The sequence below is a fragment of the Brevundimonas sp. GW822-FHT03E11 genome (assembly GCF_058801445.1).
The window spans coordinates 1-14,485 of record NZ_JBXANG010000015.1 but is presented as its reverse complement, the minus strand read 5'-3'; the positions used below and the strand labels follow the sequence as shown (position 1 = coordinate 14,485).

Genomic DNA, 14,485 nt, shown 5'->3' with positions numbered 1-14,485 from the left:
CGGTTCCAGTACACCGGCCAGGCCTGGCTGCCCGAACTGGCCATGTACCACTACAAGGCCCGCATCTACTCCCCGACGCTAGGCCGGTTCCTCCAGACCGATCCGATTGGGTACGAGGATCAGATCAATCTCTATGCGTATGTGGGGAACGATCCGGTGAACCGGACCGATCCCAGCGGCGAGAACGTCCTTCTTTTGGCATGTGCGGGGCCACAGGCGCTTGGCTGCGGAGGTGTAGTACTTGTTACATCGGCAGTTGTTTACTGCGCCGCCTCAGAGGGCTGCCGAGGAGCGGTCGGCAGTCTGTTCGGAAGCATTGCGGATTTGTTCCGGTCAGAGCCTGTCTACAACACGCCGACTGTCGAGGTGGGGGAGCCGGAGACGGTTCCCGATGATGCTGGAAACGATAATCCTTACAATGGACCCGTTGATGGCCCGGTTGTGGTGGTCGATGAGGCTGGGAACGCGATTCCTGTGGGGGCGGGAGAACAAGTAACTTCGTCTCAGAATGGGGACTACCAGCAAGTGCGTGATCGCGATGGAAACCCAACGGGCGTACGAAGTGATAGAGGCGGTCATCGTGGTCAATCGGACGAAACAGCGCGTGGTCCTCATGGCCATCGGCCGGGGGTGACCCAACCAGACGGAAATCCACACCTTCCGATAAGACCCAGAATTCCGGAGCAACGATAATGTCGGCTTTTACCTACGATGACGTTGTCCGAGTTTCGGATCAGGCTTCGGCTGCATTTAGGCCAGGAGCAAAGGGGTGGGTGATCGCAGTGATCACCGACCGAGAGAAGATAAAGGCGCCGCAGCTCCCGCCCGGAAATATTTACACCATTGAGTACGAGGACGGAGTGTCCGTCGATGTGCACGAGACTGATCTGAATATGTGGGAGGAATAATGTTGTCTGGAGTCGCAAAGATATGTCGGAGGGCAAGATAAAGGGGCGTGGTAACCTCTTGCTTCGCAATCGGTTTTATCCGCCCCGACGACTTGCGGTGAGTTGCCCTTTTTATAGCCGTAGAGGCGCCTTGGACTCTTGCCCGTCGCGGCCTGATCGGTGAGATTCCGGCATGGTGATCAGGCGAGAGAGCAAGCGCGGGGCGCAGGAGGAACGGCGGCTCGCCAAGACCCGCAGCCGCCGTCCGACCGGCCCCATGCCCCGCACCCTCGATCACCGTCAGGCCGGCCAGGTGATCAGCCGATCGGTGTCGAACGCCGCCTATCGGTTCAACGACCACGTCAACGTCACCCGCAACTATGCGGTCAATGGGCTGAACCAATACGTCTCGGCCGGTCCGGCCAACTTCACCTATGACGCCAACGGCAATCTGACCTCGGACGGTCAGGGCGGGACCTATGTCTATGACGTGGAAAACCGTCTGATCGCCGGGCCGAACGGGGCGAGCCTGGTGTGGGATCCGCTGGGGCGTCTGTTCCAGAGCTCCAGCAACAGCCAGGGCGTCACCCGCTACCTGTACGACGGCGACAAGCTGACGGCGGAATATGACGCCTCGGGCAATATGCTGCGCCGCTACGTCCACGCCGACGGCTCGGACACGCCCCTGGTCTGGTTCGAGGGATCGGGCGTGACCGCGCCCCAGTACCTCTACGCCGACCACCAGGGCTCGATCACGGCCCGGACCGACGCCTCGGGTGCGGTGACCAACGTCAACACCTACGACGAATACGGCATCCCCGGCGCGGGCAACAGCGGCCGGTTCCAGTACACCGGCCAGGCCTGGCTGCCCGAACTGGCCATGTACCACTACAAGGCCCGCATCTACTCCCCGACCCTAGGCCGGTTCCTCCAGACCGATCCCATCGGGTATGAGGATCAGGTCAATCTGTATGCGTACGTCGCAAACGATCCGGTCAATCTGACGGATCCGGATGGTAGGCAGACGGTCTGCAACAGCTATGGTTGTTTTCAAGCTGCCGACGCTAATACGCGCGCCCAGCAGCAAGACTTTAGAGAAACGGTTGCTCGCACGGAACCAGAGGTTCGAGCGCAGCTTGGAACAGGTGCCGCCGTGGTAATCGCGACGGGGCTAACGGCAGGCGTTGCTGTAGAGGTAGGGCTGCCAGTCACGACCGCTGCGGCAGCGCGAGCTGCGCAGGCGGAAGCAACATCACTTGGTGCTGGCGCGGCCCGGACGGGAGCGTCAGCGGCCCGACCTCCGACAGTTACCGTGGGGCGACCGGCATCTAATCCCCTAGCTAATACAAGGGCTTCCGCTGGTGCGCCTACAAACCGAGCGGCGGATTTGGCTAGATCTGCTCCTCGTGAGGCTCCAAAAGGAAACCCTGCGGAAGCAAGCCCTCCAACCACCACCAGTTCCACATGGCGAGCCAAAGCTGGAGAACTTCTCCGAGCGTTTGGAGAGCTGTTCGACAACTACCAATAGAGGCTGCGATGAAGAGACTTATGGCTGCTGCTATGGGCGCTCCTTTGCTAGCGAAAGCGCAGAAGCGTGTAAGCAGTGGCAGATACGCCGCGGCGATACAAGCCCTTGAGCAGCTTGCCCGAAGGTTGAAGTGCGAGATTGCTTCAACCGGCATGCCGCTTCGGGCAAATATAATTGCACTTCAATCAGCTTACTGGACAAGAAATTTTCCGCTGGCTGAAAAAGCAGCAACTGTTGTTGTTGTTCAGTCTAATATTAATGTACAAAATTGTAGGTCGGATAAATCGCTCTATATTGCAGCATATTTGTACGGAATGATGGAGTTCTTAGCGGGAAGATTCCCGGAGGGTGATGAACATTTTTTGAATCTGGCTAAATCGCTGCAGGGAGCAAACGAATATTTCTCTGCATCAAACGTGCCAAAAAACTTCTTTATAGAAATGCCGCTAGGAGAAAATATGAGTGTTATCTCTAACCGCGCCGATAGCACGGATGCGGCGTCAAAGCAGGAGTAAATTTCTGCCGAAAAGGTACTGATTGCCGATTTAGTTCTATCTCATCCCCAATTTGACAATCGATTCTGCTACTGATGCGAACTTGTGCTGATGCTCCATTAATCCGAACTACAGCAATCCGGTGTGAGCCGCGACGACCTTCACTCAAACCAAAGCCCTCGATTATACCGGTCTCATGACTGGGCGGACCTAGTGGTACCAGAAGCCAAACAACTAATGATGCTACACCAACGATCAGAAGCCAGCCGATCAAGGTTTTGACTGAAATTAAGTGCGCCATGAGTGTACAGTGGCAGTTCGGACGGTCAGATAAAAGGGTGCCGTAACCGTTGCTCCGAAATCGGTTTAACCACCTCGACAACTTGCCCTTTTTAGAGCCGTGGCGGCACTGGAATCTGGCTCGTCGGGGGCTGATCGGATGGGATTCGGTCCATGATGAATCCGTCGGCAAACCAAGTGCGGGGCGCAAGCGGAATGCAGCGGACGCCTAAAGGGTCGGACGACCTTGCTCGGGATTGCTGCCGCCGGTGACGGAACTGGAGCGGTCCGACGCCCTCGGCCGGAAAGCGCGCCTCCTCTTCGCCGCGCGGCGCTCGAGCCATTCCTGGATGATGATGCCCGCCACGACGACGCCGAGGAAGACCAGCAGGACCGGGATGGACAAGGCGTCGAACAAGGGCGTCTTCATGCGGCCGATGATAGCTCAACGGGGGCCTGAGGCGAGGATCGCCCCCGCCTAGAGGGCCGGTTCGCCGGGCGTGGAATCCTTCCGTTGACAGATGGAAATTACAGTGCCCCGGAGGGGGCGATTGGAGGGATCGTTCCGCAGCGGGAACGATGCACACCTTACGCACAGATGCGAGGGTTAAGTGACTGAATAGGCAGTAGAAAAAATTGCGGGAATTAGCGTACTTTACGCTACCGTCGCTTCGACGCCGATTTTCCCATTTTCTTCAACAGCTTAACGGTAGCGTATAGTACGCTACCAGTGGCAGAATTGGAGCCGGTGCGCGTCTCCACCTCGATCCCGCGACGGCCCTCCGAAGCCCGCGCGAAACGAACCCTGGAGGTTCGTATCAATACGATCGGCTTCAGCGTGTCCGATCTCGTGCGCCGCCCTCTTCGCGCTTTTTGGTTGTGGCCAGGCCGTAGGTGTTGACCTGCCTCTCGGTGTCCGCTGTGGGCTCGGCGGCATCTAATGTTCTGTGGCCTTGGCTTCGCCAAGTAAGGTTGAGGCCATTCCCGATTGGCAGCGCTGGATCACATCGAAAGTGCTGAGCGCTCATCGCCGGACAGCGGCGCCGGCGTAGGGGTCCGCAGAACTCGTCGCCGTTCGCGAAGGCGACGCCAGAACGGGCGAGGGTGTTTTAGGCGGCTCAGTCGCTTGTTCGCCCGCCAGATTCTGCGTCGCGTGTCTAAAGCCGAGCGCAATCGCGGGCGCACCAAACAGGATGAAACACCCCAGGACAATCCGGAGCCCTCGCCGAAGATCCAGGCGTCCGCTCAACATGAGGTAGCCGAGGGCAGCGATCGAGATGACCGCCAGGCTTGTCGCTACGGGTCCGGTCAGGACGTCGGCGATCCACTGGGCGGCGACCGACAGCGCATTCGTCTCGGGCGGTGGGGGGGGGACTGTCATTCTAAGACGCCGCTCAATTCAAGAGACTTGGCCGACGCCGGCTGGATAGTCGCCTCTGGCCTGTGGCTAGGCAACGAAGATCAGCGAGCCTGCTGTGAGTTAGGCCGACACTGTTCACAGCTAAGCGCCCTGAAGCTGGATGTCTGAGACGATCCTGCGCCCGCCGCGCCGATCCAGTTGCACGAAGACGTCGATAGTGGAACGCACATAGTGGAGGACGTCCTCCCGGCTCAACCGCGCGCCGCCTTGCAGGACGAGCAGGGCGATCTGTTCAACGGCCCGCTCGGGGCTGTCGGCGTGGACCGTGGTCATCGACCCCGGATGGCCGGTGTTGACGGACCTCAGAAAGGTGAAGGCCTCGGGGCCACGCAGTTCGCCAAGGAGAATCCGGTCCGGTCTCATACGAAGGGAAGCATTCAGAAGGTCCTCCGCCGTCAGACCGGACTCGCCCAGGACGCTGCGCGCGGCCAGCAGACCGACGGCGTTCTTGTGCGGAAACTTCAGTTCGGGCGTGTCCTCGATGAAGATCAGCCGCTCGTTCAGGGGGATTTCGGCGATGAGGGCGTTGAGGAAGGTCGTCTTGCCGGTCGATGTCCCGCCCGAGATCAGGATGTTGCGTCGAGCGAGCACGGCCGAGCGCAGGAGCCCCGCCATGTCGCCGGCGTTTAGTAACGCTTGAAGGCGGGCCTGATCGTCCGGGCCGCCGCCGAGGGCCGAGTGCGCGGCGAGACCTTGGAAGGCGCCGGCGGTCACATAGTCGTCGAGCCGCAGGTCCGACCCGACATGTTTGCGGATGGCCAGGGCGGGCTCGCCGCGCGTGGCGGGGGGAATGATGAACTGGACCCGCTCTCCGCTCGGCAGAGCGGCGGACAGCAGCGGGTGTTCGCGGCTGACGCCCTGGTGGGCGAGGGCCGCGATCTGTCGTGCGAGACGGTCGAGCACATCCCGAGTCAAGGTCGGAGCAGGGTGATGCTCCACCTCGCCGCCGAGGGTTTCGGCCCAGAGTTCGCCGGGACGATTGACGTAGATGTCCGTGACGTCGGTCCGCGCGAGGATGTCGGCGAAGGGAGCCAGGTAGCTGTGGAGGTAGACTTGCCCCTGGGGGGCGGGCGCGGTCATCGCGGCGTCCCAGATGAGAACTCCAGATCTCTCGCAACGAAGACCGAGACCCGAGCGCCGGCGGCGACGTTCAAGGTGGGCCTTATCGCGCTCGCGGCGGGGGAGGCGCCGAGGTTCTGCGTGGCTCCCGGAAGAGCGACGACAACGGAGGACTCACCACCAAGGCTACGCCCTGCGGCGCTGGCGCCCAGGTTCAGCGTCGTTTGAAGCAGAGCCGAGCCGAAACGCGCCAGAAAGCGGCTGTTCACGCGGCCGGGGACGCCGGCGCGGCCTTGCAGGTCGGCCGCGGGCGAACCGAGGGCGATGGAGACGCCGTCGGGGCGAACCAGTCGGGTCCATTCAACGAAGGCGCGGCTTTGGCCATCAGTGAGATCGGCCTCGTAATTGCCGACCAGACGAGATCCACGCGGGATCAGGACCCGACTGCCATCGAAGCCGGTGATGTCGCGCGAGACGATAGCGCGAACTTGGCCTGGACGAGAGGAGTCCAACGCCGTCTCGAGCACGGCCGGTATCAGCGTGCCTTGTAGCACCGTGGAGGACGGCCGCTGGATTCGGCTCGTGCGGACGGCGGAACTGGTGTTCGCGCCGGCTGCGCCGCCTTCTGCGGCCGCTGTCTCGGCCGGGACCGATGTCGTATCGATCACCAAGGCCGGGGCGCTGCTTTGCTCGGCGGTCTGCACCGTCCCGCGCTCAGCGTTCGAGGCCGCGATTTGCGTCGGAGGAGCGGGATTGACGGCCGGCGCAGAGGTCAGCGGGGGCGGAGCCGCTGAAGTGACGAGGCCGGTCGGCATGGGATAAGGAGGAGGCGGAGGCGGCGGAGGCTCCGACGCCAAAGGCAAAGGCTGGGGGGCTTCGATCTGCGGATCGATCGGCACAAACAGGGGCGGGGGCGCCGCAGTCCCCATGATCACTTCCGTGGCGACCGGCTCCACCGTTGGTGCAGTCGCCGCTTGGCGACGGCCTTCCAAGAAGACGAAAAGGCCCAGACCCGCAATGACGACGGCGCCGACGAGCAACCAGGTCGGCGCGCGTCGCTGCGCCTTGGCGACTACGGGCCGGATGTCCTCGGAGCCTTGGCGGGGGTCCAATGCCGTACTCACGGTCGATTCTCCCGGAGGGGAAGGCGGCTCGCTCGGGCCGTCTGACGATCAAGGCGGAACACGAGAGCCCGGTGCACGCCGTCGATCACATAACGGCCGTCTCGCATCTGTCCCTGTAGAAGGGTCTCAGCGCCCTGCTCTTCGACGGCGAACATGGCCGGCAACGGCTGCTGCCGCTTCCATTGGATGTAGGTTCTAACGCCGTCGTCGTCGATGGCGGCCGGTCGCACGCCGCGCGCGCCGCTCAGTCGGTAACGTCCGAGGCCGGGCGTCGGGGTGGGCGCATGATCCGCCGTAACAAGCTCTGGATAGCTGAACCTTAGCGTATAGGGGACGTCGAAACCCGGATTTGCGGCAGGTGTCAGTTCGAAACTGTAGACCCGCGCATCGGTGATGACCGTCATATTGGTCGGCGCGCCGCTTTGCAGAGACTTTATGAAAAGCGAGTCGCCCCGGTTGTTGGCTGTGACCTGCCAAGCCTCGGAATCGCCGATCGCCACATTCTCTATGTGTTCGTCCGGGCTGAAGATCACGGTTAACTGATGACGGGGGGCGACCCTTAGCGGGACGACGCGCCCGGCGTCATAGGGCATGCTCTGGATGCGGGGATCAGCGGGGGGCGTCGGCGTCTGAGCTGAGGTGTCGTACCCGATCAGCAGCACGGCCAGCATGGCGGCGATCCGTATCATTGGAGGCCCTCATCCTGGGGAGCCTCAGCATCGGACAGTTCCTGCCGTATCGGTGCAGGCGCCGGAGGGGGCGGCGTCAGCGTCTCGGGATCGCGACGGTAACGGGTTACTTGAAAGCCGAGCGGATTGAGGAAGCGATCTTCCGCCGCCATCGGCTCGCCAGAGAAGCGGTATTCCACGACCGCGACCCAGGACAGCGCAGGTTGAGGCTGGGCGCCGTCGTCCCGGCGAATGGTTTCAAAGCGAACGAGGGCCGACGTTTCACTGAGCGGCGAGACGCTTTTGACGCGGGTTTGAACGATCGTGGTGCGCGGGTAGAGATTGAGAGGGCTGCTCAGGTTCGACGCCTGCATCTTGGCGACATAGTCGGTTCGAGCCGTCCCTGCCGACCAAAGCCCCACCTTGCCGTAGTCTGCCTGCAGAGACGTCATGTCGAAGCTCTCACGCGCGATGACATATTGGACGAGCATGGACTGGACCAGTGCGCGATCCGGCGTGATTTGACTCGGATCCAGCGGCTTGAGCGCCTGCACAAAGCCTGTCGTTCGATCGACCAGAAGCGTATAGGGCACGGTGGTCTTGAGCGGCATGAGCACCATCAAGGCTATGCCTTCGATGATCGCCACCAGGGCGGCGACGCCTGCCGTGATCCAGGCGATGCGACGCGAGAACTTCAACGCACCGATCTGGTCCGCCGCCCAACTCCCCGCCTCTCGATAATAGGCGTCCAGCGCCTCGCGTGAGGACTTCTTCATTTGCGGCTGTCTCGGATGGCGGCGCCGATGGACTTGCGCGGCTTGGTCCTGCGCAGGTTCTGGCTAAAGGTCGGAATAATGAGATCGTCGCCGACAATCGGCCCGCCCGCCATCTCGACGGTGCGAGCGGTCGTATGAACAGGACTAGGCGTGGGGCGCAGGCTGCGCCTTTGACTGGACATCAAGGATTGGGCGACCATTGCAGCACGAGACGGAGCCGCGTCGCCTCCATGCGTCGGCGTGAAGGCGCGAGGCGACAGAGGCTCAAGGGCTCGCGACCCGTCAGACCTAATCCCCGTGCTCCAAATTTCGGCTCCGGCGATGGGAATATGAAGCGCAAAAGCTAGCTTAAGCAGCAGGACGAGGCTTCCGGCGAGGCCCACGGCGAAAACCAGGCATAGGATCAGGAGTTCGATCGGAGCGGCGCCGGCCACTACCTTAGCTTGGCGCAGTTGAAGAACTTGGGACAGCCAAGGTTCCATGATCGCCAACTGCACGCCGAGCAGCAGATTGGTTGTCAATGACGCCAGAAGAGCGAAAAGGAGCGCACGCAACCAACCGGCGAAGACCCCCCGTGCAAAATCGAAAAGCAGAAAGCCCGCGAATAGGGGGGCGAGCGCCAGCAGCACGCCGGCTGTGACACGTACGCCCAATGTCGCGCCGACAACGGACGACAGAAACACAACCCGCGCCCAGCCGAACGCAGGGTCGTCCGCGATGGGAGCCCTTTGGGGCGTGTCAGGCGAGGTTCCGGCCGGTGCTTGGGAGACGAGGTCGTTACGCCCGCTGCCGAGGTCAGTCAGCCGTCCCATCGCATTATCGACCTGTTGGAGGCGCTGAACCATGTCTTGGTTCGCGCCCGCCAAACCTGTCGGACGGGCGATCGCGGCGCCCAGCTGTGCCGGGGCATCCACGACGACGTCATAAATGACCGTGCTGTAGGCGGGCCAACTGGTGGCGAGGGTGATGGCGACGCCGATCTTGGCGACGCTCAAGACGCTCGTCGCCAGCCGAGGCGTTCCGCCGATCATCAAGCGCAATCCAAAAAGCGCGATGAAGATGGTTAGGAGAGCGGTGAGCACCGGGGAAATAGGGGACGCAGGACTGGCGAGCGTTTGATAGCCGAGGGCGCCTATGGTCTGCGCTTGACAATCGACATGACCGAGCAGGCTCGACAGAAACTGTTCGCCAGTTCGCACGGGAGAACAGGTCGTCATGATCTCGCACGCTCCAGAAGCGCATCCATCCAATCGGCAGGGTCGTCGCCGACGGCGGCTCGGAGATCGTCAAGCAGCCGAACAGTCCGTTCGCGGCCTGAGAGTATCGTCAGAATGTCGTCCTCTCCCGAAAGGTCGAGACGGGCCACGACGCTTTCTCCGCCGCGCTTGATGAGAAAGCAGTGCGAGCTGTCGGGCAGGGTGCGGATCAGGTCGTACTCATGCGGCGTAAGGCCGAATCCTTCGATATAGTCCTCGGCTCGAGCCTTGGCGTTCAGCATGAAAATCTGCGTCGCAGCCTGCTCCACAATGGCGCTGGAAATCCGGCTCTCAAGCGCGTCCTGAGCGCTCTGGGTCGCGAAACCCACAATACCGTTGCGTTTGCGGATCGTCTTTTCCCAATCCTTGATCCGGCGGACGAAGACCTCGTCGTCTAGCGCCTTCCATCCCTCGTCGATGACGATTATGGCGGCTGACCCGTCCAGACGGTCTTCGACACGATGGAACAGATACATCATGGCCGGCGTGCGCAGCACCGGCTCGTCCAACACCGCCGTCATGTCGAACCCGACGGTGTCGTTGGAGATGTCCGTCAGGTCTTGCGGGTTGTCGAACAACCAGGCCCGTTCCCCTTCGCCCCACCAGGGCGTGAGGCGAGACCACAGATCCGCTCTATGAGGTTTGGCGTCGCCGCGAAACAGCTCCACCAGATGCCTGAGGCGGCGGTGCGCTGGAGGCTGTTCGAAGTTGGCGGCGACCGCATCTCTAATACGCGCGAGATCCGCGACGTCCACGCCGCCGGCGAGTTGGCTGAGCCACTCGATCAGAAAGCTTCGGTTGGCGGCGGTGTCGTCCAGCTGGAGCGGGTTAAGCCCAGTCGCCGTTCCGGGCCGGAGGCGGTCATAACGTCCGCCGATGGCGCGGATAAACAACTCCGCTCCGCGGTCTTTGTCGAAGAAGATGATGCGCGGGGACAGTTTGCGCGCTTGGGCCAGCAGAAAATTCAGTACGACGGTCTTGCCCGACCCCGACGGTCCGATCACCGTGAAGTTGCCCAGATCGCCTTGGTGGAAGTTGAAGTGATATGGTCCAGCCGCCGTAGTTTCCAGGATGCTGATGGCCTTGCCCCAGTGGCCGCCTTTGGCATCTCCGGTCGGGAAGTTGTGGCCGCTGGCCAAGCCAGCGAAATTGTTGGTCGAGATCAAGCCGCGACGCGCGATATATTTGAAGTTGGCTGGGAACTGAGCCCAGAACGCCGGCTCCAGCGCGATCTCTTCCCGTACCGCGACGACGCCTAGAGATGAAAGCGTAGCGGTCACCTCCGCCACTGCGGAGTCCACAGCTTGAAGCGTATCGCCGCGAACAGCGATGGTCATGTGGTGTTCGCCGTAGCCCGCGCGTCCGGCGGCGACCTCGTCCTTAGCCAATGATAGTTCGGCGCGCAGCGAGACCGCCTCGTCCTCTGCGGATCGCATCCGTCTTAAGGCCAAGTTCATCCGTTCGAGCGCGGCGCCGCGCTCTACGAACGCGAAGGACTGGGTAAGGGTCAGTTCGAACGGCAGTCGCAGCAGTTCGTCGAACATCCCCGGCGTGCTGTACTGCGGGTAGTCCTTGACCGAAATGAGAGCGACAAAGCTGCGCCCGAGATGGCCGCTGGCTCCCAGTTCCACAGTCTGCTGGCCAAAACTGACCCTTCGATAGGGCAGATAGGCCCCCAGATCCTGATGAGGCAAAATGACGGGACGGTTTTCGCCGTTGTAGAGTTCCGAGAGAAAGGCCAAGGGCTCGGACTGTGGTCCGCCTTCTGACTGCCTTACGCCAAGCAAGTGAGGCTCATAGTCGCCGAGCGCGGCCATCATGGCGTCGCGCCCCGCGTCAAGTTGCGCGACTTCCTGAGCGAGAGCTGCAGCCGGCGGTTCGCCGGCCCGTTCCAACAAGGCGCGGATCTGATCCGCCAGCCCAAGTCGCCCCTGAAGCGGGCGCCGGATCAGGGTGAGATAGAGGTCATTGACGAACAACTGTCGGGCCGACAGGCGATCCGCCCACCGATCGCCCAGAATCTGAGAGAAGGCGTCCGGATACGCGTTCGCAGCCTCTGGTGAGATCCGGCGGCGCACGACATGATGGTAGAGAGCGAACCGGGATGTTCCGATGGCGCGCAGCGTCGCGTCGCGGATGGTCTTACGATAGTTTAGTTCGTCGGTATCGGCCGTTTCGAACAGAAGGCCGCGCAGCTTGATGGTCTGCAAGAGCAGGCCATCGCGGGTCTCCAGCGTATGGTCATCGATGTGGCGCGCATAGGGCAGATGGATACCGGCCGACCGCTCCCGTTCGACGGTCAGGCGCCCTTGGCTCAGGGGCGATAGGAGTTGCATCGCCAAAGTCTGTGATTGGGAACACGAGGACATTGACCAATTCGGATCAGCCACAGGTCAATGGCGCGGGGCTCGCGCAGGCAGATGAGCACCCCGGCAAGGTGGATGAGCAGCGCGATCGGCAACACCCAGGCCGATCGAAAGATGAGAAACAGCTCTGCTGCGACGACTCCGTTGATGACGAAGTAGTTGTAGGTCACGCCAGCGAACATTTGTGGGCGCGTCAAAGCTGTGAAAAGGGGCGCTCGGTCGAGACTGTCCAACACATCAGCCCGTAAAGACGGCGGCCGAACGGATTCCGGCGACGATGCTTACGGCGCCGAACAGGATGAAACATCCCAAGATCACGACTGCCCCATGCCGCCAATTGATGCGGCCGGTCAACATGAGAAGGCCGACACAAGCCACGGCGACCACAGCCACGACGGTGGCCACCGTGCCGAGCAAAGTGCCCTGAAGCCATTGTACCGCAGACACGATCGGGCCGGAGCCCCGGGGGTCCGCCAGTGCAATCTGAGCCTGTGCCGCCGCTGGGGCGAAAGTGGCTGACATGCCAAGCGCGCCAAAGCGCGATTTCAACCCGATGCCCATCCAAGCCCCCTTAAGCTACTAGCCCATATTGCGCGGAAAACCGACGGCGCCAACCCGTCGAATCTAAGCTTGAGGTATTGGGCTAACGTGCCCCGCAGCCTCTGCTCATCAACCGGTGTCGCTTCCTGATTGCCAAAAGTCGCAATCTTCAGTAGGTGTTAGTGCGTAGGGGGACGTTCAATGCGCTATGTGGGTCAGGGTATCGCTGTCGCGTCTGCGGTGGGGCTTTCAGCCGCCGTGCTCTGTCCGGCCGGCGCTCAGGCCCAGGTGTCGACCACCTACACCTATGACGCCCTGGGTTGTCTGAAGACGGTGACCAACGCGGGCGGGGCGACGGTGACCTATGCGTATGACGCGGCCGGCAACAGAAGCCAGGTGGTGGTCGCAGGGGGTCAGACGGCTCTGCCCATTTTCGATCAGGCAGCGTTATCGATGGCCGCTACGGCAGGTGCGTTCGTTGTAAACGATCTCAAAGCGTCGCTCGGTTTTGTCGATCCTGTAGCCCTTTTCGTTGAAGAAGAGAATTTTGGATCAACGGCCAGCATTGGAAACCAGAATGTCCGGCGCAAGATCTCCTTGCGTCCGCTTGTCATTTCTTTGTTGTTTATTTGAGGCATCGAAGGTGATCGACAAATACTACAAGAAAATATCTTGGCTTATGACCGTTGTATTGGGTCTTTTGGCTGTATTCGCAATATTTGTAACTGAATCATTTGCTCAGAACGTCCTGGCCGCGCCGCCCCCATCGCAGTACAATCTGGATGAGCGGGGGGTGGACCTGATCACCGGCGCCTTAAACCTGTCGACCACGGAGGCGACGGTCGGTCCGCAAGACCAGGGCGGTATGGCCTTCACCCGCTCCTATATCGCCAGCGAAGGCTATCGCGACAATCTGACGGGAACGCTTGAGGCCGAGGAGACGTGTCAGGAGGGAGGCGGGTGCATCTTCACCTATACCGTGAGCGTCGGCGCTTACTCGACCGTCTTCGGTAATAACCTCATTCCCCTCACCCGCGATGGCTCGACGTTGGCGCAAAGCGGAACCAACTGGATCTATACGGCCGCCGACGGCACGGTCGCCGTGTTCGATTCGACCAAGCTGACGCAGTGGCCGGGCCTGGCCCAAGCGAACGGCGGCCTGATCTCCACGCTCACCAAGCCGAACGGCGAGCAATGGACTTGGCACTATCGCGGTGCGCTGATCACCGTCTCGACGCCGTCGGGGCCGACGCCCGTAACCTTCTGGCGCGTCCAATCCGCGACCAACAACCTCGGTTATCAGCTGAAGGCGGAATACGCCAATAACGCGCCTTCAGGGCCGGCTGACATCTCGGCCTTCACGACCCGCACCAGGGTATGGGCGATCAACAATGCGGTCGATTACTGCGATCCGAACGCAGACGCCTGTGGCGGCTTCACACAGCCATGGCAGAACGTCGCAATCGCCGTGAGAGGGACGGACATGACGACGACGGACGCCATCGGCCGCGTCACGACCTGGCAGTTCGACGGCTATGGCGTTCTGCAACAGCTGCAGTCGCCGGACCCTGCGCGCGCGCCGATCATCCTCACCTATAAGGCAGGAAAGATCAGCACCTACGCCGACGGCGCCGGCGTCTGGAGCTATGACTTCCAGGACGTCGTTCCGGGCGGCGGACAGGAACCGATCTACCGCAACACTACGGTCACCGATCCCAACAACCTGGCGACATTGGTGCGGTCCAACATCCGCACCAACCGCTTGCTGCGACTGACGCTCCCCGGCAGCCGCACGACCGTGCTGGACTGGGATCAGTATAACCGGTTGGCCAGCGTGACGGATCCAGAGGGCGGGGTCACGACCTATACACGCGACATCCGCAACAACATCACCGAGGTCCGGCGTGTCGGCAAGCCCGGCAGTTCCCTGGCTGACATCGTCCAGACGGCCGCCTATCCGGCGAACTGCTCTGCGACGACCCTGCGTATCTGCAATCAGCCGCTCACCGTCACAGACGCCCGTGGCGGTGTTACGGATTACACCTATGACGCTTCTGGCAATTTGTTGACGGTTACGGGTCCTGCGCC

15 protein-coding genes are annotated in these 14,485 nt (G+C 61.7%); 5 read left to right on the top strand and 10 right to left on the bottom strand.

Translation table 11 applies throughout. The features are described 5' to 3' along the window. The 3 genes from AC1RKE_RS15895 to AC1RKE_RS15885 form a co-directional block, all read left to right on the top strand. A partial coding sequence (locus AC1RKE_RS15895) for an RHS repeat-associated core domain-containing protein (RefSeq protein ID WP_492897461.1) occupies positions 1-693 on the top strand: 693 nt, incomplete at its 5' end. Between the two features lie 387 nt (positions 694-1,080). Further along, positions 1,081-2,415 carry an RHS repeat-associated core domain-containing protein gene (locus AC1RKE_RS15890; RefSeq protein ID WP_492897459.1) on the top strand — a complete coding sequence of 445 codons (1,335 nt, stop codon included), beginning with the start codon at positions 1,081-1,083 and terminating at the stop codon, positions 2,413-2,415. 8 nt (positions 2,416-2,423) lie between these two features. After that, a complete protein-coding gene (locus AC1RKE_RS15885) occupies positions 2,424-2,930 on the top strand; it encodes a hypothetical protein (protein ID WP_492897457.1) in 507 nt (168 codons plus the stop codon). Positions 2,931-3,417: 487 nt separating this feature from the next. Here AC1RKE_RS15885 and AC1RKE_RS15880 read toward each other — a convergent pair whose 3' ends face one another. The 10 genes from AC1RKE_RS15880 to AC1RKE_RS15835 form a co-directional block, all read right to left on the bottom strand. Next, positions 3,418-3,606 carry a hypothetical protein gene (locus tag AC1RKE_RS15880; protein ID WP_333897412.1) on the bottom strand — a complete coding sequence of 63 codons (189 nt, stop codon included), beginning with the start codon at positions 3,604-3,606 and terminating at the stop codon, positions 3,418-3,420. A gap of 606 nt (positions 3,607-4,212) precedes the next feature. Next, positions 4,213-4,569, bottom strand: a complete 357-nt coding sequence (locus tag AC1RKE_RS15875; RefSeq protein WP_492897455.1) for a TrbC/VirB2 family protein — start codon at positions 4,567-4,569, stop codon at positions 4,213-4,215. Between the two features lie 120 nt (positions 4,570-4,689). After that, positions 4,690-5,688, bottom strand: coding sequence for a P-type DNA transfer ATPase VirB11 (virB11, locus tag AC1RKE_RS15870; protein WP_492897453.1), 999 nt, complete (start codon positions 5,686-5,688; stop codon positions 4,690-4,692). Next, entirely contained in the window at positions 5,685-6,791 is a 1,107-nt protein-coding gene (locus tag AC1RKE_RS15865) for a TrbI/VirB10 family protein (RefSeq protein ID WP_492897451.1), read from the bottom strand. Before AC1RKE_RS15865 ends, virB11 begins: the two co-directional genes overlap by 4 nt. Then, a complete protein-coding gene (locus tag AC1RKE_RS15860; protein WP_492897449.1) occupies positions 6,788-7,462 on the bottom strand; it encodes a TrbG/VirB9 family P-type conjugative transfer protein in 675 nt (224 codons plus the stop codon). Before AC1RKE_RS15860 ends, AC1RKE_RS15865 begins: the two co-directional genes overlap by 4 nt. Positions 7,463-7,476: 14 nt before the next feature. Then, positions 7,477-8,235 carry a VirB8 family type IV secretion system protein gene (locus AC1RKE_RS15855; RefSeq protein WP_333897417.1) on the bottom strand — a complete coding sequence of 253 codons (759 nt, stop codon included), beginning with the start codon at positions 8,233-8,235 and terminating at the stop codon, positions 7,477-7,479. Continuing rightward, a complete protein-coding gene (locus AC1RKE_RS15850) occupies positions 8,232-9,452 on the bottom strand; it encodes a type IV secretion system protein (RefSeq protein WP_333897418.1) in 1,221 nt (406 codons plus the stop codon). The genes AC1RKE_RS15855 and AC1RKE_RS15850 overlap by 4 nt, the downstream gene beginning before the upstream one ends. Continuing rightward, entirely contained in the window at positions 9,449-11,827 is a 2,379-nt protein-coding gene (locus AC1RKE_RS15845) for a VirB4 family type IV secretion/conjugal transfer ATPase (RefSeq protein WP_333897420.1), read from the bottom strand. Before AC1RKE_RS15845 ends, AC1RKE_RS15850 begins: the two co-directional genes overlap by 4 nt. Next, positions 11,806-12,027, bottom strand: a complete 222-nt coding sequence (locus AC1RKE_RS15840) for a VirB3 family type IV secretion system protein (protein WP_492897446.1) — start codon at positions 12,025-12,027, stop codon at positions 11,806-11,808. Before AC1RKE_RS15840 ends, AC1RKE_RS15845 begins: the two co-directional genes overlap by 22 nt. Positions 12,028-12,094: 67 nt before the next feature. Continuing rightward, on the bottom strand, positions 12,095-12,418 hold the full coding sequence (locus AC1RKE_RS15835; RefSeq protein ID WP_333897422.1) for a TrbC/VirB2 family protein: 324 nt from the start codon (positions 12,416-12,418) through the stop codon (positions 12,095-12,097). A 180-nt stretch (positions 12,419-12,598) separates the two neighbouring features. Here AC1RKE_RS15835 and AC1RKE_RS15830 point away from each other — a divergent pair, with 180 nt between their 5' ends. Together AC1RKE_RS15830 and AC1RKE_RS15825 are read left to right on the top strand one after the other, a co-directional pair. After that, a complete protein-coding gene (locus AC1RKE_RS15830; protein ID WP_333897423.1) occupies positions 12,599-13,030 on the top strand; it encodes an RHS repeat domain-containing protein in 432 nt (143 codons plus the stop codon). A gap of 10 nt (positions 13,031-13,040) precedes the next feature. After that, positions 13,041-14,485 (top strand): RHS repeat domain-containing protein (locus AC1RKE_RS15825; RefSeq protein ID WP_492897443.1); only part of this gene is annotated, 1,445 nt, incomplete at its 3' end.

Coding starts and splice junctions, on each gene's coding strand:
- AC1RKE_RS15890 (WP_492897459.1), top strand. CDS start 1,081: ATGGTGATCAGGCGAGAGAGCAAGCGCGGGGCGCAGGAGGAACGGCGG.
- AC1RKE_RS15885 (WP_492897457.1), top strand. CDS start 2,424: ATGAAGAGACTTATGGCTGCTGCTATGGGCGCTCCTTTGCTAGCGAAA.
- AC1RKE_RS15875 (WP_492897455.1), bottom strand. CDS start 4,569: ATGACAGTCCCCCCCCCACCGCCCGAGACGAATGCGCTGTCGGTCGCC.
- virB11 (WP_492897453.1), bottom strand. CDS start 5,688: ATGACCGCGCCCGCCCCCCAGGGGCAAGTCTACCTCCACAGCTACCTG.
- AC1RKE_RS15860 (WP_492897449.1), bottom strand. CDS start 7,462: ATGCTGGCCGTGCTGCTGATCGGGTACGACACCTCAGCTCAGACGCCG.
- AC1RKE_RS15855 (WP_333897417.1), bottom strand. CDS start 8,235: ATGAAGAAGTCCTCACGCGAGGCGCTGGACGCCTATTATCGAGAGGCG.
- AC1RKE_RS15850 (WP_333897418.1), bottom strand. CDS start 9,452: ATGACGACCTGTTCTCCCGTGCGAACTGGCGAACAGTTTCTGTCGAGC.
- AC1RKE_RS15845 (WP_333897420.1), bottom strand. CDS start 11,827: ATGCAACTCCTATCGCCCCTGAGCCAAGGGCGCCTGACCGTCGAACGG.
- AC1RKE_RS15835 (WP_333897422.1), bottom strand. CDS start 12,418: ATGGGCATCGGGTTGAAATCGCGCTTTGGCGCGCTTGGCATGTCAGCC.
- AC1RKE_RS15830 (WP_333897423.1), top strand. CDS start 12,599: ATGCGCTATGTGGGTCAGGGTATCGCTGTCGCGTCTGCGGTGGGGCTT.